Origin of the sequence: Thermopolyspora flexuosa (genome assembly GCF_006716785.1) — a bacterium.
GTDB classification, from domain to species: domain Bacteria; phylum Actinomycetota; class Actinomycetes; order Streptosporangiales; family Streptosporangiaceae; genus Thermopolyspora; species Thermopolyspora flexuosa.
In genome coordinates, this window is record NZ_VFPQ01000001.1 from 3,803,071 (window position 1) to 3,821,949 (window position 18,879).

Below are 18,879 nucleotides of genomic sequence, written 5' to 3' on the forward strand. Positions count from 1 at the left end.
GCGCCCTTCCTCAGGCCGTGGTGATCGCCTGGAAGATCGTGTCGTACTGCTTCTGCTCGGCGGCGTTGGCGAAGCTGCGGTAGCTGTGCAGTCTGGCGTAATCCTCCTCGCTGGGGAAGATCAGCGGGCTGTCGGCGATCGCCTCCAGCTCCTTCCTCCGGTCGCCCTTCGCCTCCGCCGCGTGCCGCCGGATGACGTCCTGCGCGGCGGGCACCGGGGTGATGTAGTTGATGTACTCGGCGAGGCTCGCCGCGATCTCCGGCTCGTAGAAGAAGTCCATGAGCGTGATCGCGTCGACCGGGTTCGCCGCGGTCTTCGGGATCACCAGGTTGTCGGTCCAGATCGTCCCGCCCTCCTCGGGGATCACGAACCGCAGGTCGGTGCCGTCGGAGAGGTTCTTCTGGAAGATGTCGCCGGACCAGGCCTGGCACAGCCAGATGTCGCCCTTGCCGAGCGGGTCGATGAAGTTCTGCTCGTAGTACTTGCGCACGATGCCGGAGTCGCGCTGCTCGCGCAGCTTCGCCGCGGCCCGCTCCCAGTCGGCGGGCGTGGACTTCTCCGGCTCGACGCCGATGAGCAGCAGGCCGAAGTTGCCGATCTCCTGGGTGTCGGCGAGCATGCCGACCTTCCCCTTGTACTTGGGGTTCCACAGGTCGGCGATGCTCTTCGGCGGCTCGTCGACGTACTTGGGGTTGTACGCGATGCCGGTGATGCCCGAGGCGTACGGGATGCTGTAGACGTTGCCCGGGTCGAACGCCTGGCGCTTGTAGGCCTCACCGGCGTTCTTGGCGAAGTTGGGCAGCTTGGAGTGGTCGAGCGGCACCAGGTAGCCGAGCTGCACGAGCTGGGTGAACTGGATGCCGTTGGTGATCACCATGAGGTCGTAGCCGATCGACTGGTTCGCGGCCAGCTGCGGCTGGATCTTCGCGAACCAGCTGCCGGTCTCCTGGATGACCTCCTTGTAGTTCACCGTGATCCCGGTGCGCTCGGTGAACTGCTTCAGCTCGGGAAGCTTGGGGTCCATGTACAGCGGCCAGCTGGCGAAGTCCACGTGGCCGTTCTTGGTCTTGCCCGACCAGTACTTCTCCACGTCGGACTGCTGCGGCGGGGCGGCCTTCTTGCCCTCCACCCCGCAGGCGGCGAGGGCGAGGCCCAGCGCCGACAGGCCGGCCATGCGGAACACGTCGCGGCGGCCGGGGCCGACCCGCCGCCGGGTCATGCCGCGCAGGGCGGCAGGGTCACCGGCGAGGCCGGCAGGGGAAGCAAGAGGGGGGATTGCGCTCATCGGCTGGTTCAACTTCCTATCGCGTACGAGTGGTGTGGCTGCCACGACAACCACACGGAGTCACCGCGCTCCGCCGTGCTCGTGCTGTCATGTGCGTTCTGTTCGAAGACGGTCACCTCGGCACCACCGTCCAAGGTCACCGCGTAGCTGTTGTAGGTGCCGAGGTAGACCACCTCGGAGACGACGCCCGGAACCGCGCTGACGTCGCCCTCCGGTTCGCCCTGCAGGATCCTGATCTTCTCGGGCCGCACCGTGATCTGCACGGACTCGCCCAGGCGGTGCCCGCCGCCGTTGAGCAGCACCCGGCCGCGGTCGCCGAGCCGTACCGTGGCCACGTCGCCCGAGATGGCGGAGATCTGGCCGGACAACAGGTTCGAGGTGCCGATGAAGCTCGCGACGAACGCGGTGGCCGGGCGCTCGTAGATCTCGCGCGGATCGGCGAGCTGCTCGACCGCGCCGTCGTTCATGACGGCGATGCGGTCGCTCATGGTGAGCGCCTCGCTCTGGTCGTGGGTGACGTAGACGAAGGTGATCCCCACCTCACGCTGGATGCGCTTGAGCTCGAGCTGCATCTGCTGGCGCAGCTTGAGGTCGAGTGCGCCGAGCGGCTCGTCGAGCAGGAGGGCGCGGGGACGGTTCACCAGGGCCCGGGCGAGCGCCACGCGCTGTTGCTGGCCGCCGGAGAGCTCGCGCGGGCGGCTCCTCTCCCGGCCGGTGAGGCCGACGATCTCGAGCATCTCGCCGACGCGTCGCCTGATCTCGGGCTCGGGGACCTTTTTCCGCTTGAGCCCGAAGGCCACGTTCTCCCACACGTTCATGTGCGGGAACAGGGCGTAGGACTGGAAGACCATGTTCACGTCGCGCCGGTTGGGCGGTACGTCGGTGACGTCCATGCCGTGCAGGCGGATCGTGCCGCTCGTGGGTTCCTCGAACCCGGCGATCATGCGCATGGTCGTCGTCTTCCCGCAGCCCGACGGTCCGAGCAGGGAGAAGAACTCACCCTCGGCGATCGACAGGCTGATGCCCTTGACCGCCCGGACCACCTCGCCGCGGGAGACGAAATCCTTTCGGACCCCCTCCAGCTCGATGGCGGGTACCTCGGGCCAATCGGGAGGGCGCCCTACGGCGGCCGGACCGGCCGCCGCGTGTCCCACCTGGATCTCCGTCATTCCAGGCCATCCTTCTCTTCCGGGACCCCGCGCGACTCCGGAAGGGAGCGCCGGGGTGCGGTTATCACCTCATCCAACGGGTCAGCACACGGCTAACTAGGCTCTCATCTCGCCACGGTGCGTCACTCGCCGAGGTAGTGCATGACGTGCTTGACCCGGGTGTAGTCGTGCAGACCGAAGACCGACAGGTCCTTGCCGTACCCCGAGTGCTTGAAGCCGCCATGCGGCATCTCGGAGATGAACGGAAGGTGGGTGTTCACCCACACGACGCCGAAGTCGAGCTTGTTGGACATGCGCATGGCACGGCCGTGGTCGCTCGTCCACACTGACGCGGACAGGCCGTACCTGACGCCGTTCGCCTTCCGCAGCGCGTCGGCCTCGTCGGTGAACGTCTGCACGGTGATGACCGGGCCGAACACCTCGGTCTGAATCATCTCATCGTCCTGCCGCAGTCCGTCGACCACGGTCGGCGCGAAGAAGTACCCCTTCTCGCCGATCCGGTGGCCGCCGGTGAGCACCTTGGCGTGGCCCGGGGCGCGGTCGAGGAACCCCTGCACCCGGGCGAGCTGGTCGGCGTTGTTGAGCGGGCCGTAGTCCGCGTCCGCCACCTCGAGGCCGCCGGTGACCGTGTTCCGCGCCGCCGCGACGAGCGCGGCGGTGAACTCCTCGTGCAGGCTCTCGTGCACGAGCACCCGGCAGGCCGCGGTGCAGTCCTGGCCGGCGTTGTAGTACCCCGCGTACGCGACCGTCCTGGCGATCGCGGCCACGTCCATGACGTCGTCGAAGACGACGACCGGGGCCTTGCCGCCGAGCTCCAGGTGCACCCGCTTGAGGTCGTTCGCCGCGGTCTGGGCGACCTGCACACCGGCGCCGACCGAGCCGGTGATCGCCACCATCTGCGGCGTGGGGTGGGACACCACGAGCTTCCCGGTCTCGCGGGTGCCGACCACGACGTTGACCACGCCGGGCGGCAGGATCTCGCCGATGATCTCGGCGAGCCGCACCGTGGACACCGGGGTGGTGTCCGACGGCTTGAGCACCACGGTGTTGCCCGCGGCGATCGCCGGGGCGATCTTCCAGATCGCCATCATGAGCGGGTAGTTCCACGGCGTGACCTGGCCGACCACGCCGATCGGCTCGTGCCGGACGATCGAGGTGTGGTTCCGCAGGAACTCGCCCGCCGTCGGGCCCTCCAGCGTGCGCGCCGCGCCCGCGTAGAACCGGAAGTGGTCGACGCACAGCGGCATCTCGTCACCGGCCATGATCCGGCGCGGCTTGCCGGTGTTGCGGCACTCGATCTCCACCAGCTCGTCCGCGTGCGCCTCGATCGCGTCCGCTATCTTGAGCAGCAGCGCGGAGCGCTCGGCGGGGGTGGTGACGCCCCACGACTCGAACGCGGCGGCCGCGGCCGCGTAGGCCGCGTCGACGTCCTGTTGCCCGGAGACCGGCGCCTCCAGGTACGGCTCCCCGGTCGACGGGTCGACGACGTCGGTGTACCGGCCGCTCCGGGCGTCGACCGACTCGCCGTTGATGTAGTTCCGCAGGCGGCTGGCCATCGTCGACCTCCTCGTGGTGGCTGACACACGCGACCCCCGAGTCACCGCGGCTCTGAGGGGGGAACGGGGCTACGACAATCGATTTCGTGGCGAAGATATCAAATTCCCACGAATTCCATTCTGCGGCGATGATCATCTAACAGGTTGCCGTACCACGATTGCACCATACTGGGAGCACCCGTGTAACCCGACCCGGCCTCATGTCGGCGTACGGCCGTGCGGTACGGGGGCATCCGGCACAGCGACCGGCGCAGGGGATGGAAGGACCGACGATGACGACACCGCCACGGCGAGCGCGCCGGAGCGCCGACGCGCGGCAGGCCCCGGTGGTGCTCGACGACATCTCCAAGCAAATCATCGAGCAGCTGCAGATGGACGGGCGCAAGCCGTACGCGGCCATCGGCAAGGCCGTGGGACTGTCCGAGGCGGCGGTACGGCAGCGCGTACAGCGCCTGCTGGACGCGGGCGTGATGCAGATCGTCGCGGTGACCGATCCCCTCATGCTCGGGTTCCCCCGGCAGGCGATGATCGCCGTCAAGTGCGACGGCGACCTGGAGCGGGTGGCCGACGAGCTCGCCTCGCTCGAGGAGATCGACTACGTGGTGCTCACCGCCGGATCGGTCGACATCATCGTCGAGGTGGTGTGCGAGGACGACCAGCACCTGCTGGAGATCCTCGGCAAGATCCGCGGCATTCCCAGCGTGCGGGCCACCGAGACCTTCGTGTATCTCAAACTGCGCAAGGAGACCTACTCCTGGGGCACGCGCTGACCGGCCTCGTGTTCGCGGTGGGCGTACCGCTTCGGTCGCGCGGGGCATGTCCTGCAGATCGTGCCGGCGGTGGGTCACGTGCGCCACGGTCTGTCATCGCCGGGCCACGTTCCGGGGCCTGACACGCGGCGCGCCGCACCGTACAGTTGATCCCGGCGTGGCCCGGGCGGGCCCGCCGGAAGCGCTCCACCAACCGGTACCGCACGACCGTTTGGAGGACGTTCCACCGTGTCGGCATCCCCCTCCGCAACCTCCCGCGTCTCCGTTCCCGGCGCCTCCGCCTACCCGCACCGTGGCGCCGACGCCCTCGTCATGGTCACCCGGAACGGCGAGCCGCTCGCCGAACGCGAGGTGGTCGTCGCCCAGCGCCGCCACAGGTTCCTCTTCGGCTGCATCGGTTTCGAGTTCATCCCGCTGGCGAACGGCGAGCCGTACGGCACGGCGCGCGCCGGCGACGACCTCGACCCGGTGCGGAACCTCTCCGACGCCGAGGTGGCGCAGGTGGCCGAGCTGTGGTTCGAGCTGTTCAACTTCGTCACGCTGCCGTTCTACTGGCAGCGGTTCGAGCCGGTGCGCGGCCGGCCGGACACCGAGCGGGTGCGCACCGCGGCGCGCTGGTTCGCCGACCGCGGCTGCACGGTGAAGGGGCACCCGCTCGCCTGGCACACCCTGGCGCCGGACTGGCTGCTGGAGCTGCCGAACGACGAGGTCGCCCGGCTCCAGGTCGAGCGCATCCGGCGCGAGGTGAGCGGGTTCGCCGGGCTGATCGACATGTGGGACGTCATCAACGAGGTCGTCATCATGCCGATCTTCGCCAAGTACGACAACGCGCTCACCCGGCTGTGCCGCGAGATCGGCCGCATCCCGCTGGTGCGCATGGTCGTCGACGCGGCGCGGGAGGCGAACCCGCACGCCACGCTGCTGCTCAACGACTTCGACATGTCGGCGGCGTACGAGTGCCTGATCGAGGGCCTGCTGGAGGCGGGGGTGCGCATCGACGCGCTCGGCCTGCAGAGCCACATGCACCAGGGGTACTGGGGCGAGGAGCGCACCCTGGAGACGATCGAGCGGTTCGCCCGGTACGGCCTGCCGATCCACTTCACCGAGACCACGCTCGTCTCCGGGCACCTCATGCCGCCCGAGATCGAGGACCTCAACGACTATCAGATCCCCGAGTGGCCGAGCACGCCCGAGGGCGAGGAGCGGCAGGCCGACGAGCTGGTGCGGCACTACAGGACGCTGCTGTCGCACCCGTCGGTGGAGGCGATGACGTACTGGGGGTTCGTCGACGGCGGCTGGCTCGGCGCCCCGGGCGGGTTCGTGCGCACCGACGGCACGCCCAAGCCCGCCTACGAGGCGGTGCGCTCCCTGATCAAGGGCGAGTGGTGGCTGCCGCCGACCACGGTGCGCACCGACGCCGACGGGCGGATCCGGGTCGCCGGCATGCTCGGCGAGTACGCGGTGACCGCCGGCGACCGGACGGCGACCTTCACCCTCGACGAGCCGGGCGAGACCAAGCTCGAGGTCGCGCTCTGACCGCGGGGGTCACGCCACGCGCGCCACGGCCCGCACCGGCGAGCCGTCCGCCTGCGCCAGGCGCAGCGGTAGCAGGGACACCTCGATCGCGTGCCCGGCCGCCTGGGCGTCGACCAGCTCGGCCAGGTTCGCCAGGTTCTCGGCGATCACCACGCCGGCGCCGCACAGCGCCTGGTGCGCGGCGAACGCCTCGTCGGGCGTGGGGTCGACGCTGAAGCCCTCGATGCCCACCGTGGCCACCCCCGCCTCGGCGAGCAGCCGGGCGGCCTCGGCGTCGATGTAGGGGTGCTCCTGGTAGGTCTCGGTGCCCCAGTGCGCCGACCACCCGGTGGCGACGAGCACGATCGCGCCGGGGCGGGCCACGTCCGCGAACCGCTCGGGGCCGAGCGGGGCGCGCGGACCCGCGTCGCGGGCGTCGACGACGACGGCGGGGCCGACGAACCGGTCGAGCGGCAGCTCGTCGAGCTTCGGCAGGCTGTCGTCGATGTGGTACGGCGCGTCCACGTGCGTGCCGGTGTGCGAGCCGAGGCGCAGGCCGAGCACGTTGCACCCGTGGGTGGCCACGGTGGCCGTGGGGGCCAGCTCCACCGCCGGGTCGCCGGGGTACACGGGCATGCCGGTCGCGATCGGCACCGAGAGGTCGATGTACCTGCTCATGGCTCCTTCCCTGTGTGCTCCCCGGGCGGGCCGCCGCCCGTCCGGCGTCACCGTCTGGCGATCACCTCGGCGATCTCGGCGAGGAACTCGTCCACCTCACCGATGGCATACCCCGGGCGGAACAGCACGGTGGAGAACCTCACCTGCCGCACGTCGTCCGCGGTGAGCGGCTCGTCGGTGGTACGGCGCAGCGTCGCGACGATGCGGTCGAGGAACGCGTCGACCTCCTCCTCGCTGTAGCCCATGCCGAGCCGGCCGGAGCGGAAGCTCACCTGCTCGACCCGCCGGGCCTGTTCCTCGAACCACTCCTCGCCCGGGCCGTCGGGCTCGTCCGCGGCGGCGGCCCCGGCGGCCGGGGCCGGGCCGGACGCGGCGGCGGCCTGCGCGGGCTCCTCGGGCTCGGCCGTGCCGTCGCCGCCGTCCTGCGCGGCGGCCTCGGCCGGTTCCGGCCTGGGCAGCGGCTTGGTCGGCCAGGGCGGGCCGCCCGCCGCGCCGTTCCGCGGGATCGCGTCCTCGGGCATGGTCGGCCACGGCGGGCTCGCCGTACCGGTGGCCCGGCGCGCCGCGCCGCCATCGGGTACGGCCCTCGCCTCCGGACCCGACGTGGTCACGGCGCCCGCCCGGGACGCCGCGGCCGGTTCGGGCGGCGGCTGCTCGGGAGGGGTGGCGTCGCGCGGCGCGGCCGGGGCGTGGTCAGGGATCCCGTTCCGGCCCGGCGCCTGCTCGGTCGCCGCGGCCTCGCCCGCCCGGCGGGGCGGGACGTCCTTGTTCTCCACCGCGATGATGAACGCCTCGAGGGCGTAGTCGACGGCCATCTCGTTGTAGCCGCCGAGGCGTACCCGGAACCGGGCGGCACGGATCTCGTCCGCGGTGACCGGTTCGTCTTCGAGGACGCCCTTCCCGAGCGTGGCCTCGATCCGCTTGATCAGGGCGTCCACCTCGTCCGGATCGTAGCCGGGGACCACCGCCGGCACCCGTGGAAAGCGGTTCACTGACTCCTCCGGTCCGCGCCCCCGAGTTCCGCGATCTTTGCTCTATTGTCCCGATCGGTGCGTATTAGCGTGCCAGATTCGCCCGCCGTGTCGAAGATCTCTTTCCGTTGTGCGGAGAACCTTCCGCGCGGGCCGGGCGCGCCGCGGCGGACCGCGGGCGGCCCGCCCGCTCGCCCGGACGGCCGCCGGGCTCGGCGGCGGCGAGCTGGCCGCAGGCGCCGTCGATCTCCCGGCCGCGGGTGTCGCGGACGGTCACCGGCACGCCGTACGACTCGAGGCGCCGGACGAACGCGCGCTCGTCCCGCGGCCGGGACGCGGTCCACTTGGAGCCGGGCGTGGGGTTGAGCGGGATGAGGTTGACGTGGGCGAGCCTGCCCTTGAGCAGGCGGCCGAGCAGGTCCGCCCGCCACTCCTGGTCGTTGACGTCCCTGATCAGGGCGTACTCGATGGAGACCCGCCGCCCGGTGCGCCGCGCGTAGTCCCAGGCGGCGCCGAGCACCTCGGCGACCTTCCAGCGGGTGTTCACCGGGACGAGGGTGTCGCGCAGCTCGTCGTCGGGGGCGTGCAGGGACACCGCGAGGGTGACCGGCAGGCCCTCCTTCGCCAGCCGCTCGATCGCCGGGACGAGGCCGACCGTGGAGACCGTGATGTGCCGGGCCGAGATGCCCAACCCCTCGGGCGCGGGGGCGGCCAGGCGGCGCACCGCGCCGAGCACCGCCTTGTAGTTGGCGAGCGGCTCGCCCATGCCCATGAACACGACGTTGCTCACCCGGCCGGAACCGCCGGGGACCTCGCCGCGGGCGAGCGCGCGGGCGCCCGCGACCACCTGCTCGACGATCTCCGCGGTGGACAGGTTCCGGGTGAGGCCCGCCTGCCCGGTCGCGCAGAACGGGCAGCCCATGCCGCAGCCGGCCTGGGAGGAGACGCACATCGTCACCCGGTCGGGGTAGCGCATGAGCACCGACTCGACCAGGGCGCCGTCGAACAGCCGCCACAACGTCTTGCGGGTGGTGCCGCCGTCGCAGGCGACCTCGCGTACCCGGGTGAGCAGGTTCGGCAGCAGGTCGGCCACGAGCCGCTCCCGGGCCGCGGCCGGGAGATCGGTCATCTGCTCGGCCGATTCGGTCAGCTTGGCGAAGTAGTGCCGGGAAAGCTGGTCGGCGCGGAACGGCTTCTCCCCCAGCTCGGCGACGGCCGCCCGGCGCTCGGCCATGGTCAGGTCGGCCAGGTGGCGGGGCGGCTTGGCCCGGCGGGGCGCGACGAAGGTGAGCTGGGTGGTCATCGTGGGTCTCCGATATCGGTATCGGTTGCGGACGAGCGGTTTCTCCCCGCCGCCCATCAATTTAAGGTCCTGACCTATGGCGACGTTTCGGGGCGGAACACCTCCGGCCGGAAGGGAGGTGCTCACCGACACCAACCCCTACGGCAGCCGCACCCTCGTGGTCGAGGGCGACGAGGCATCCTCCGTAGCCTACCTTTGCGATCCGCACGGCGTGGTCCACGGAGCCGTCTGGCTCGCCAACCACATCCCCGCCCCGGAGACGGTGGACCTGCGCCGCCTCAACGCGGGCCTGCCGCCGGTGATGCCGCGGGGCGGCACCCGCCACCCCGCCGGAAGGCCGCCGCTCGACCCGGCGCGGCTCGAGGTGCTCTGGTTCGAGGAGGGCGACGGGGTGGCGCTGTTCGAGGACGGCGAGCTGCTCGCCGTGATCCCCGGCTGGGCCGACATGGAGCACGGGCTGCCCGGGTACGCGCGCGACGCGATCGGCGAGACGCCGTTCGCCTGGCCGCTGGAGGAGGCGATGGAGGGGCTGGGGCCCCGGGTCGCGCGGGCGCGGGCCTACTGGGCCTGGCGGCGCACCGAGGGCGCCTGGGAGTCCTACCTCCGGTACGTGCTCGCCCACCTCGACGCCACGGTCGGCCCGGCGGGGCGGTACTGGGACGTCAGCGAGGGCGGCCTGCCCACCGTCGGGGTCACCGAACGCCCGGCCGTACCGGGGCGGGACTACGCGGTGCTGAGCACGGTCGGCATGAGCTGCCAGCGCATGCCGCAGGTGGAGCAGTACATCGACCGGCCCGACGCCTACGCCCGGGTGGAGCTCGCGTTCGCCACCCGGGGTGATCCGCGGGACGCGGCGCGGCTGTTTTTGTGGCTCGCCCGCTACCCCTGGCGGTCGGTCACCTGGCTCGGGCACGGCCACACCGCCCGCTGGTACCACGACCGGGCCGGCTTCCCCGTCCCCGGCGGCTACAGCGGGGTGCTCATGCTCACCGGCCTCGGCCACCTGCCCGATCCGTCGGGGCTGGTCTTCGGCGGCGACAGCGTGCGGTGGCTGTGGCTCGTCCCGGTCACCGACGCCGAGCTCGGCACCGCCGGGCACGACCTTGACGGGCTCGCGTGGCGGGTGGCCCGCCGGCTGCCCGTCTGACGGCCGGCTCGCCGCCGGATCAGCCGAACAGGTAGAGCAGCAGCCAGACCGGGACGAGGGTGAACAGCAGCGAGTCGAGGCGGTCCATCGCCCCGCCGTGGCCCGGCAGCAGGGTGCCCATGTCCTTGATGCCGAGGTCGCGCTTGATCACCGACTCGATGAGGTCGCCGAGGGTCGCGAAGATCACGACGACCGCGCCGAGCAGCGCGCCCTGCCAGAACTCGCCGTCGAGCAGGAAGCGGACGAGCAGGGCGCCGCAGACCACGCAGCTCAGCGCCGAGCCCGCGAAGCCCTCCCAGGTCTTCTTCGGGCTGATGATCGGCGACATCTTGTGCTTACCGAACAGCACGCCCGCGGTGTAGCCGCCGATGTCGCTGCAGATGGTGACCGCGATGAACACCACGACCCGGTGCGGGCCGTCGTCCTCGGCGAGCAGCAGCGGCACGAACCCGGCGATCAGCGCGGGGTAGGCGCAGACGAACGCCGAGGCGGACGCGTCCCGCACGTAGCCCGCGGTGGCGGCCACCACCCCCTTGGCGGACCCCGGCGGCGCGAGCATGCGCCAGGCGAGGGTGACCATGAGGGTCAGCGCGAAGGAGCCGAGCAGGAAGACCGGGCCGCCCCAGTAGGTGCCCACGACCATGAGCACCATGCCGCCGAGGATGGGGGCGACCTGCACCTGGATGCCCTTGGCCGCGAACGCCCGGGCCAGCTCGACGATGCCGATCCCGACGGCCACCACGACCTCGAGCAGGAACAGCACCTTGACGACGTAGAGCGCGGCGAGGGTGACCGCGCCGAGCGCGACCCCGACGGCGATCGCCGCGGGCAGGTTCCGGCCCGCACGGCCGCCGGGCCGCTTCCCGCCCCCGCCCGCCGCGGCGGGCGCCGCCGCGCCGCTCACGGTCTCCGGCGCGGGGTGCGCCGCGCCGTCGGCCGGGCCGGTGGGCACGTCCTCGCCGGCCGCGGCGCCGGGCACGGTGGGCCCGGCCGCCTCGGCGGCCTCGCGCCGCGGCGGGTCGACCCCCACCCGGCCGGCCGTACCCGCGCCGACATCGTGCTCATCGGCCCGGGTGCCGTCGCCACCCGAGCCACCCGGTGGGGTTGGTCTCGCCGCCGCTGCTTCCAAGGGGGTTCCGCGCTTTCCTGACCGCTGCTCCTCGGCGGTGTGATCCGCGGGCGCTCCGACCGGCGGGGCAGGGCTCCGGGACGCGTCCCGTCGCGCGACGCCGCTCCGGGGGAGAAAGCGCTTCCCGGCACACCCTGTACCCGCCGGGGCCCGTCGCCCGGGCCGCGCGGTCACACGCCGTCCGTTCCCGGCGTCTGTGATCGGCGTCGCGGTCCTCCGCGCCACCGAGGACCGGGGCATCGTGACATGCCCGACGGACGCCGATCATCCTCGTGCCCCGGTGCCGGTGGCCATGGCCGCGGCCCGGGCGAACACGCCCCTCCGACGCCGTCCGGCCGGGATCGGTCCCCCGGCCGGGGAGGGGGCCCGGCGTCGCCACGGCGCCGGGCATGCACGCATCACCATGCCACAACCACTGCGGTCGGCCGAACCGTCACGGGCCCGACCGGGCGACGCCGGCATCATGACCGGCCGCCGGTCAGACCTCGAGCAGCTCGGCCTCCTTGTGCTTGAGCATCTCGTCGATCTTGGCGACGTGCTTCTGGGTGAGCTCGTCGAGCTCCTTCTCCGCCCGCCGGGCCTCGTCCTCGCCGACCTCGCCCTCCTTGACCATCTTGTCGAGGGCGTCCTTGGCGTGGCGGCGGATGTTGCGCACCGAGACGCGGCCGTGCTCCGCCTTCGACCGCGCCATCTTCACGTACTCCTTGCGGCGCTCCTCGGACAGCTCGGGGAACACCACGCGGATCACCTGACCGTCGTTGCTCGGGTTCACACCGAGGTCGCTGTCCCGGATGGCGCGCTCGATGGCCCCGAGCGCGTTCTTGTCGAAGGGCTGGACGATGACCAAGCGGGGCTCGGGCACGTGGAAGGAGGCGAGCTGCTGGATCGGGGTCGGCGTGCCGTAGTACTCGGCGGTGATCTTACTGAACATCGCGGGCGTGACCCGGCCGGTGCGGATGCCGGCGAACTCCTCCCTCGCGACCTCCACCGCCTTGTCCATCTTTTCCTCGGCTTCGAGGAGTGTTTCGTCGATCATCGCGGCTCCCTATTTTTCCGCCGGACTCACCAGCGTGCCGATCTTCTCACCGCGTACCGCACGCAGGATGTTACCCTCGCCCATCAGGTCGAAGACCACGATAGGAAGGCCGTTGTCCATGCAGAGGCTGATCGCGGTGGCGTCCATGACCCCCAGACCGCGGGTGAGGACCTCACCGTAGTCGAGCCGGTCAAACCGTACGGCATCGGGGTTCGTGCGCGGATCGGCGTCGTAGACGCCGTCCACCTTGGTGCCTTTCAGCAGCGCCTCCGCCCCGATCTCGAGCGCGCGCTGGGCGGCGCACGTGTCGGTGGAGAAGAAGGGCGAGCCGAGACCCGCACCGAAGATCACAACGCGGCCCTTCTCCAGGTGGCGGATCGCCCGGCGCGGCAGGAACGGCTCCGCGACCTGCTGCATGGTGATCGCGGTCTGCACGCGGGTCTCCACGCCCCGCTTCTCCAGGAAGTCCTGCAGCGCCAGGCAGTTGATGACCGTGCCGAGCATGCCCATGTAGTCGGCCCGTGCCCGGTCCATGCCACGCTCGGAGAGCGCCGCCCCCCGGAAGATGTTCCCACCGCCGACGACCACGGCGAGCTGCACACCGACGCTGACCGCCTCGGCGATCGAGTCGGCAAGGCGCGCGACGACCGCCGGGTCGATGCCGAGCGGCTCGCCGCCGGCGAACACCTCGCCGGACAGCTTGAGCATGACCCGCTTCCAGCGCAGCTGCCCGTCCTGCGACGAAGCCGCCGACGTGGCGGGTGTCGTTCTCTCCTGCACGGCGGCGGCCTCCTCCGTTCTCGGTGGGCTGGATGTTCAGCCGGTCGTCCGATTCCTGCCTGTACCGGTTCGGCTTCGGCCCGGCCGGTCCGGCCGGGCCTGGCGGGTTCGGGTCGGCGGCGTCGCCCCGGGCGTCACCGCGGCCGGGACAACGCCGCGCTGCGACACCAGCCTACGGCTGCCCCACCCGGTACCGGGTGAAGGCGAGCACCTGCACGCCCGCCTCCTCGGCAACCTGGCGGATGGTCTTCTTGTTGTCCTTCACCCAGGCCTGCTCGAGCAGGGTGAAGTCGCGGTACCAGCCCTTGAGCCGGCCCTCGACGATCTTCGGGATGGCGGCCTCGGGCTTGCCCTCCTCGCGGGTCATCTGCTCGAAGACCCCGCGCTCCTTCTCGATGACCTCGGCGGGCACCTGGTCCGGGCTGAGGTACTTCGGCGCCATCGCCGCGGTGTGCTGCGCGATGTCCTTGCCGACCTGCGCGTTCGGCTTGTCGAGCTGGACCAGCACGCCGACGGCCGGGGGCAGCTGCGGGTCGGTCTTGTGCAGGTAGGAGGTGATGTAGCCGCCCTCGAGCAGCGAGAACCGGCGGATCTCGATCTTCTCGCCGAGCGCGGCGTTCGTCTCGTCGAGGTGCTCCTTGACCGTCTTGCCGTCGAGCTCGGACGCGAGCAGCGTGGGCACGTCGGCGGGCTTGGTCGCCACGATGTGGTCCACCACGCGGGCGGCGAGCTCCTGGAAGCGCTCGGACTTGGCGACGAAGTCGGTCTCGCAGTTCAGCTCGAGCAGCGCGGCGAGCGAGTCGCCCTCGTGCTTGGCCGCGACGAGGCCGTTGGAGGCGGTGCGGGACTCACGCTTGCCGACGTCCTTGGCGCCCTTGACCCGGAGGATGTCGATGGCCTTGTCGAAGTCGCCCTCGGCCTCCTCCAGGGCCTTCTTGCAGTCCATCATGCCGGCGGCGGTCAGCTCGCGAAGCCGCTTCACGTCGGCCATGCTCACAGAAGCCATTGTCCTGATTCCCGTGTTGAAAGTCCGTCTGGTGTTGTCGTTCGGGTGGTGCGCCGTCCGCCGGGCGGTCAGGCCACCCGGCGGTTCGGCTTCGCGGTGCCGTACGGACCGGCCGACGGCCCGCCGACGTCAGGCCTGCGGCTGCTCCCCGGCGGCCGGAGCGGTGCTCTCGCCGCTCTTCTCACCGCTCTCGGCCTGCTTCGCGGCCTCGGCGTTCTCCCCGGAGCCGGTGAGCAGCTCACGCTCCCACTCGGCGAGCGGCTCGCCCTCGGCAACCCCCGACGGCTTGTCCTCACCACCGCGCGTGGCGCCCGCGCGGGCCATGAGACCGTCCGCCACGGCGTCGGCGACGACCCGGGTCAGCAGGCTGACCGCACGGATCGCGTCGTCGTTGCCCGGGATCGGGTAGTCGACCTCGTCCGGGTCGCAGTTGGTGTCGAGGATCGCGACCACGGGGATGCCGAGCTTGCGGGCCTCGCTGATCGCGATGTGCTCCTTCTTGGTGTCGACCACCCAGATCGCGCTCGGCACGCGGTTCATGTCACGGATGCCGCCGAGGGTGCGCTCCAGCTTCTCCTTCTCGCGGCGGCGCATGAGGAGCTCCTTCTTGGTGAGCCCGGAGCCGGCCACGTTGTCGAAGTCGATCTCCTCGAGCTCCTTGAGGCGCTGCAGCCGCTTGTGCACCGTGGAGAAGTTGGTGAGCATGCCGCCCAGCCAGCGCTGGTTCACGTACGGCATGCCGACGCGCTTGGCCTGCTCGGCGATGGCCTCCTGCGCCTGCTTCTTGGTGCCGATGAACAGGATGGTGCCGCCGTGCGCGACCGTCTCCTTGACGAAGTCGTAGGCGCGGTCGATGTAGGACAGCGACTTCTGCAGGTCGATGATGTAGATGCCGTTGCGCTCGGTGAGGATGAAGCGCCGCATCTTCGGGTTCCACCGGCGCGTCTGGTGGCCGAAGTGGACGCCGCTCTCCAGGAGCTGCCGCATCGTGACGACGGGGGCCATGGTCTGGACCTCCATGGTCGTGTGCCCGCAGGCACGGCCTCGGTTACCGCGAAGGCCGGCGGCCTTCGCCCTGACGCCCGGCACCGAACAGCCGGAGCGCATGCTCCGGACCGAGAGTTCGGCCTTCGTGCGGGCGTGCGAAGTCGGCCCGATCAGTACGGGCCACCGGAAAGTCTACCGGTAACCGCCTCCCCTCCCGACCGTCGTCTTGACAGCGCGGCCGCTTTGTGAGCCGAGGGCGCCTGTGGTGGGCCATGCCCGGTTTCCCGCTGCCCGGGTGGCCCGGTGAACACGCGTCACCGCCTTGGCGACGCGGTATGGGGCCTCCCGGCATCCATGCCCGCTGACCTCGGGCGACACCCGCCACTGCGGGCGTCGGGCGCGATCTGTGGCCGGTGACGCCGCCCGCGACGAGGAAGGCGGCCCCGTTCCCGGCCGGTCCCGTGACGCTCACCATGCCCTGACGCCGACGGGAACAAACGACACCGGTGACGAAGATTACGGAATTACCACGAACACGGCGGCCCGCGCGCAGCCACCGAATCACCCGCTCGCGGGCCACGGAGGACCGGCCCGGGCGGTCACGCCGTTCCACGACCTGGCCCTCTGGCAGGCGCGGCCCTCTTGAAGGGCCGACCCGGACGGCTCGCGCCGCAGCGGCCGATCGCCCCACCTCCGGAGCGCCGCCGGTCACGAGCGCAGCGAACGCCGTATGCGCCGGCGTGCGGTATCCGGCCCGACGCCGCGCCCCGGGCGGGCCGGAGCCGAAGGACCGAATCACCGGCCGCGAATACCATCGCGCTCGTGTCGATCCGTGAACTCGTCATCCTCGGCACCGCGAGCGCGGTTCCCACCCGCCTGCGCAACCACAACGGGTACCTGCTGCGCTGGGACGGGGCCGGTTTCCTGTTCGATCCCGGCGAGGGGACCCAGCGGCAGATGCTGCACGCCGGGGTGACGGTGCACGGCATCGACTGGCTGTGCATCACCCACTTCCACGGCGACCACTGCCTCGGCGTGCCCGGCGTGGTCCAGCGCATCGCCCGGGACGGGGTGCCCCACCCCCGTACACGCCGTCTACCCGGCCGGCGGGGAGGCGTACTGGCGGCGCCTACGGCACGCCGCGGAGTTCACGGACACCGAGGTGATCCGGCCCGTGCCGGTGAGCGGTGCCGTGGCGGAGTTCGACGCCGGACCGGTCAAACTCACCGCCCGCCCGCTCTCCCACTCCGTGGACGCCTACGGCTACCGGATCGACGAGCCCGCGGGCATCCGAATGCTCCCCGAGCGGCTCGCCCGGTACGGCATCACCGGCCCGGCCGTGCGCGAACTCCAGGCCTCCGGCCGGGTCACCGCCCCGGACGGGTCCACCGTGTTGCTCGAGCAGTGCAGCGTCCCCCGCCCCGGCCAGAGCGCGGCGTTCGTCATGGACACCCGCCTGTGCGACAACGTGTTCGCCCTCGCCGACGGGGTGGACCTGCTCGTCATCGAGTCGACCTTCCTGTCCACCGAGAAGGACCTCGCCGACACCTACGGCCACCTCACCGCGGCGCAGGCCGGCCGGGTCGCCGCCGAGTGCAACATACGCCGCCTCGTCCTCACCCACTTCTCCGAGCGCTACTCCACCGACGACGAGCCCCGCTTCCTCGCCGAGGCCGCCGAGCACTACACCGGCGACATCGTCCTCGCCCGCGACCTGCTCCGCGTCCCCGTCCCCAAGCGCACCACCCCTCCGGCCACCTCCTGACCGCCTCGTCCACCTTTGCCGCCCTGTCTGTGCCGACCGGCCCCGGCGCGGGACGGCCGGGAAGGCGATGTGCGCCCCACGACCGGCCGACAGGCCGGCCACCGGTGCCGGCATGAGTCGGGCGACATCGTCGAGCCGCCATGTCGCCGAGACCTCGCCATGGCGATCACCGCGACGCTCGTGGAGGAAATGGCGGAAAGCGCGACACGTGATCCGCAGTCGTCCACAGAATCCCGTTCGCCGCCGCGGGGAGCGGGTCCGCGCCGCGAGAGTTCGGCACATGACCTGGCTTTCGACCCGGCCGCGTCTCCTCCTGCGGACGGCGTCCCGGCTCGGCGTCCGCGCCGCAGCCCGCGCGCGGGGCGTACCCGCCCTGACCGCGCTCGCCGTGTTCATGCTCGCCACCCCGACGCCGACGCCCACGGTGCCGGAGACACTCGAACCGCGCTGGCGCGCCCCGCTGGCCCCGCCGATCCGGGTGCTGCGACACTTCGCCCCTCCCTCTCTGCCGTGGCTGTCCGGGCACAGGGGCGTCGACCTCGCCGCCGAGCCGGGGACACAGATCCACGCCGCCGGGGCCGGACGCGTCGGGTACGCGGGCGACGTGGCCGGGCGGGGCGTGGTCACGATCCTGCACGAGGGCGGGCTGCGCACCACGTACCTGCCGGTGCGCCCGCTGGTCGAGCGTGGCGCGACCGTACGGCCCGGCGACGTGATCGGCGTGCTGGAGCCGCTGCCCGGCCACTGCCCCACGTCCTGCCTCCACTGGGGCCTGCTCCGCGGGGACCGGTACCTTGACCCGCTCCTGCTGCTGGGCCACGCCCGGGTACGGCTGCTTCCCATCTGGGGCGTCCCCTTCGGCGCTCCCGGCGGGTGAGCGCGCCGAGGCGGAAGGCGGCACAACCCTCGATGAGCTCGCGGACGCTCCGCCCACCCAGCCGAGCCACTGCGCCTCGGGAACAACGACGATCCCCGCGCGGAGTCTGACGCTCGGCCGCTGCTCGCCCGCTGACAACCGACCGGCAGGCGAAACGCTCGGCGCCCCGATCCGCTGCTTCCCATCTGGCAGGCTCCCCTCCGCGCTCCCAGCCGGATGCGCATGCCGGGCAGAATGCCCCTGATGAACCCGCAGTCGTCGGCCCGCGCAGCCGAGTCCCCAACGCCTCGGAAACAACGACGATCACCATGCGGGCCTGACGCTCGGCCGCAGCTCGCCCGCTGACAACCGACCGGCGGGCTCGGCTTCGCGCCCGCGGGCTCCCGCCGGATCGAGGACGACACGCTCGGCAGCCGCCGGTACGTGGTGGGCCTGCGCGACGGCCGCCGCCTCGACGTCACCGTGCTCGACCGGGACCGGCAGGTCGCCGGGCTGGTCTACCGCATCTGGCGGCGGCTCCGCCTGCACACCGAGAGCCGCCACCGTGATCCGGTCGCTGCGGCCGAGCTGAAGCGCGAGGCGCTCATGGCGTACGCGGCGCACGCCGCCGGGGCGAACATCCCGGAAGCGCTGGTTACGCGGCACCTCGATCCGCTGTTTCCGGTCTGGCAGGCTCCCCTCGGCGCTCCCAGTCGGATGCGCATGCCGGGTAGAAGGCGGTATCGCCCCCGATGAACCCGCAGTCGTCGGCCCGCGCAGCCAAGCCCGCAGCTCCACGCGAGCAGTGACGATCACCGCTTGATACGGCCCTCAGCGCGGCGCACCGTCCGGCGACCGAGCGGTGGACGATACACGGGTGACGCGGTGCCTGGAACCGTCCGTCGCGCTGCTGATGGCCGCCCGCC

Annotated in this window: 16 protein-coding genes and 2 pseudogenes; 7 read left to right on the forward strand and 11 right to left on the reverse strand. The window is 71.7% G+C overall.

Annotation, left to right across the window (positions count from 1 at the left end):
• Positions 1-10: 10 nt before the first annotated feature.
• The 3 genes from FHX40_RS16095 to FHX40_RS16105 all read right to left on the reverse strand — a co-directional run bounded on the left by FHX40_RS16095 (position 11) and on the right by FHX40_RS16105 (position 4,010).
• The gene (locus FHX40_RS16095; protein ID WP_211350291.1) at positions 11-1,285 is read right to left on the reverse strand and encodes a polyamine ABC transporter substrate-binding protein; all 1,275 of its coding nucleotides are present in this window, start codon (positions 1,283-1,285) and stop codon (positions 11-13) included.
• 8 nt (positions 1,286-1,293) lie between these two features.
• A complete protein-coding gene (locus FHX40_RS16100; protein WP_142260388.1) occupies positions 1,294-2,454 on the reverse strand; it encodes an ABC transporter ATP-binding protein in 1,161 nt (386 codons plus the stop codon).
• Between the two features lie 122 nt (positions 2,455-2,576).
• The gene (locus FHX40_RS16105; protein ID WP_142260389.1) at positions 2,577-4,010 is read right to left on the reverse strand and encodes a gamma-aminobutyraldehyde dehydrogenase; all 1,434 of its coding nucleotides are present in this window, start codon (positions 4,008-4,010) and stop codon (positions 2,577-2,579) included.
• Between the two features lie 272 nt (positions 4,011-4,282).
• Here FHX40_RS16105 and FHX40_RS16110 point away from each other — a divergent pair, with 272 nt between their 5' ends.
• Positions 4,283-4,780, forward strand: a complete 498-nt coding sequence (locus tag FHX40_RS16110; protein WP_189136235.1) for an Lrp/AsnC family transcriptional regulator — start codon at positions 4,283-4,285, stop codon at positions 4,778-4,780.
• Positions 4,781-5,008: 228 nt separating this feature from the next.
• Positions 5,009-6,316 carry an endo-1,4-beta-xylanase gene (locus tag FHX40_RS16115; RefSeq protein ID WP_211350292.1) on the forward strand — a complete coding sequence of 436 codons (1,308 nt, stop codon included), beginning with the start codon at positions 5,009-5,011 and terminating at the stop codon, positions 6,314-6,316.
• Between the two features lie 9 nt (positions 6,317-6,325).
• Here FHX40_RS16115 and FHX40_RS16120 read toward each other — a convergent pair whose 3' ends face one another.
• The 3 genes and pseudogenes from FHX40_RS16120 to rlmN form a co-directional block, all read right to left on the reverse strand.
• Positions 6,326-6,973 carry a cyclase family protein gene (locus FHX40_RS16120; RefSeq protein ID WP_142260391.1) on the reverse strand — a complete coding sequence of 216 codons (648 nt, stop codon included), beginning with the start codon at positions 6,971-6,973 and terminating at the stop codon, positions 6,326-6,328.
• 47 nt (positions 6,974-7,020) lie between these two features.
• The gene (locus FHX40_RS16125) at positions 7,021-7,965 is read right to left on the reverse strand and encodes a DivIVA domain-containing protein (RefSeq protein WP_142260392.1); all 945 of its coding nucleotides are present in this window, start codon (positions 7,963-7,965) and stop codon (positions 7,021-7,023) included.
• Between the two features lie 193 nt (positions 7,966-8,158).
• A pseudogene (gene rlmN / locus FHX40_RS16130) lies at positions 8,159-9,247 on the reverse strand (dual-specificity RNA methyltransferase RlmN); the annotation flags it as partial.
• 118 nt (positions 9,248-9,365) lie between these two features.
• Between rlmN and FHX40_RS16135 the strand changes: the two are divergent.
• Positions 9,366-10,394 (forward strand): suppressor of fused domain protein, encoded by a 1,029-nt coding sequence (locus FHX40_RS16135; protein ID WP_229788941.1) that lies wholly within the window; start codon positions 9,366-9,368, stop codon positions 10,392-10,394.
• Positions 10,395-10,413: 19 nt separating this feature from the next.
• Here FHX40_RS16135 and FHX40_RS16140 read toward each other — a convergent pair whose 3' ends face one another.
• The 5 genes from FHX40_RS16140 to rpsB all read right to left on the reverse strand — a co-directional run bounded on the left by FHX40_RS16140 (position 10,414) and on the right by rpsB (position 15,350).
• Positions 10,414-11,298 (reverse strand): phosphatidate cytidylyltransferase, encoded by an 885-nt coding sequence (locus tag FHX40_RS16140; protein ID WP_229789060.1) that lies wholly within the window; start codon positions 11,296-11,298, stop codon positions 10,414-10,416.
• A 703-nt stretch (positions 11,299-12,001) separates the two neighbouring features.
• A complete protein-coding gene (gene frr, locus FHX40_RS16145; protein WP_142260396.1) occupies positions 12,002-12,559 on the reverse strand; it encodes a ribosome recycling factor in 558 nt (185 codons plus the stop codon).
• A gap of 9 nt (positions 12,560-12,568) precedes the next feature.
• Positions 12,569-13,267: a UMP kinase gene (gene pyrH / locus FHX40_RS16150; RefSeq protein WP_373286902.1), complete on the reverse strand. Its 699-nt coding sequence runs from the start codon at positions 13,265-13,267 to the stop codon at positions 12,569-12,571.
• 244 nt (positions 13,268-13,511) lie between these two features.
• The gene (tsf, locus tag FHX40_RS16155; RefSeq protein ID WP_142260398.1) at positions 13,512-14,345 is read right to left on the reverse strand and encodes a translation elongation factor Ts; all 834 of its coding nucleotides are present in this window, start codon (positions 14,343-14,345) and stop codon (positions 13,512-13,514) included.
• Positions 14,346-14,474: 129 nt separating this feature from the next.
• Positions 14,475-15,350 (reverse strand): 30S ribosomal protein S2, encoded by an 876-nt coding sequence (gene rpsB, locus FHX40_RS16160; protein WP_142260399.1) that lies wholly within the window; start codon positions 15,348-15,350, stop codon positions 14,475-14,477.
• 804 nt (positions 15,351-16,154) lie between these two features.
• On the opposite strand from rpsB, the pseudogene FHX40_RS26290 reads away from it, so the two are divergent.
• The 4 genes and pseudogenes from FHX40_RS26290 to FHX40_RS25520 all read left to right on the forward strand — a co-directional run.
• Positions 16,155-16,535: pseudogene (locus tag FHX40_RS26290) on the forward strand (MBL fold metallo-hydrolase); the annotation flags it as partial.
• A 241-nt stretch (positions 16,536-16,776) separates the two neighbouring features.
• Complete coding sequence (locus FHX40_RS26295) at positions 16,777-17,097, forward strand: MBL fold metallo-hydrolase (RefSeq protein ID WP_373286903.1); 321 nt, start codon at positions 16,777-16,779, stop codon at positions 17,095-17,097.
• A 280-nt stretch (positions 17,098-17,377) separates the two neighbouring features.
• The gene (locus tag FHX40_RS16170) at positions 17,378-17,974 is read left to right on the forward strand and encodes a M23 family metallopeptidase (protein WP_142260400.1); all 597 of its coding nucleotides are present in this window, start codon (positions 17,378-17,380) and stop codon (positions 17,972-17,974) included.
• Between the two features lie 423 nt (positions 17,975-18,397).
• Entirely contained in the window at positions 18,398-18,709 is a 312-nt protein-coding gene (locus FHX40_RS25520; RefSeq protein ID WP_189136236.1) for a hypothetical protein, read from the forward strand.
• The last annotated feature ends 170 nt before the right edge of the window (positions 18,710-18,879 follow it).

Excerpts from the sequence above, each read along its gene's own strand:
- FHX40_RS16110 (WP_189136235.1), top strand. The coding sequence starts at position 4,283 with ATGACGACACCGCCACGGCGAGCGCGCCGGAGCGCCGACGCGCGGCAG.
- frr (WP_142260396.1), bottom strand. The coding sequence starts at position 12,559 with ATGATCGACGAAACACTCCTCGAAGCCGAGGAAAAGATGGACAAGGCG.
- FHX40_RS16170 (WP_142260400.1), top strand. The coding sequence starts at position 17,378 with ATGACCTGGCTTTCGACCCGGCCGCGTCTCCTCCTGCGGACGGCGTCC.
- FHX40_RS26295 (WP_373286903.1), top strand. The coding sequence starts at position 16,777 with ATGGACACCCGCCTGTGCGACAACGTGTTCGCCCTCGCCGACGGGGTG.
- FHX40_RS16120 (WP_142260391.1), bottom strand. The coding sequence starts at position 6,973 with ATGAGCAGGTACATCGACCTCTCGGTGCCGATCGCGACCGGCATGCCC.
- rpsB (WP_142260399.1), bottom strand. The coding sequence starts at position 15,350 with ATGGCCCCCGTCGTCACGATGCGGCAGCTCCTGGAGAGCGGCGTCCAC.
- FHX40_RS16105 (WP_142260389.1), bottom strand. The coding sequence starts at position 4,010 with ATGGCCAGCCGCCTGCGGAACTACATCAACGGCGAGTCGGTCGACGCC.
- pyrH (WP_373286902.1), bottom strand. The coding sequence starts at position 13,267 with ATGCTCAAGCTGTCCGGCGAGGTGTTCGCCGGCGGCGAGCCGCTCGGC.
- FHX40_RS16100 (WP_142260388.1), bottom strand. The coding sequence starts at position 2,454 with ATGACGGAGATCCAGGTGGGACACGCGGCGGCCGGTCCGGCCGCCGTA.
- tsf (WP_142260398.1), bottom strand. The coding sequence starts at position 14,345 with ATGGCTTCTGTGAGCATGGCCGACGTGAAGCGGCTTCGCGAGCTGACC.
- FHX40_RS16095 (WP_211350291.1), bottom strand. The coding sequence starts at position 1,285 with ATGAGCGCAATCCCCCCTCTTGCTTCCCCTGCCGGCCTCGCCGGTGAC.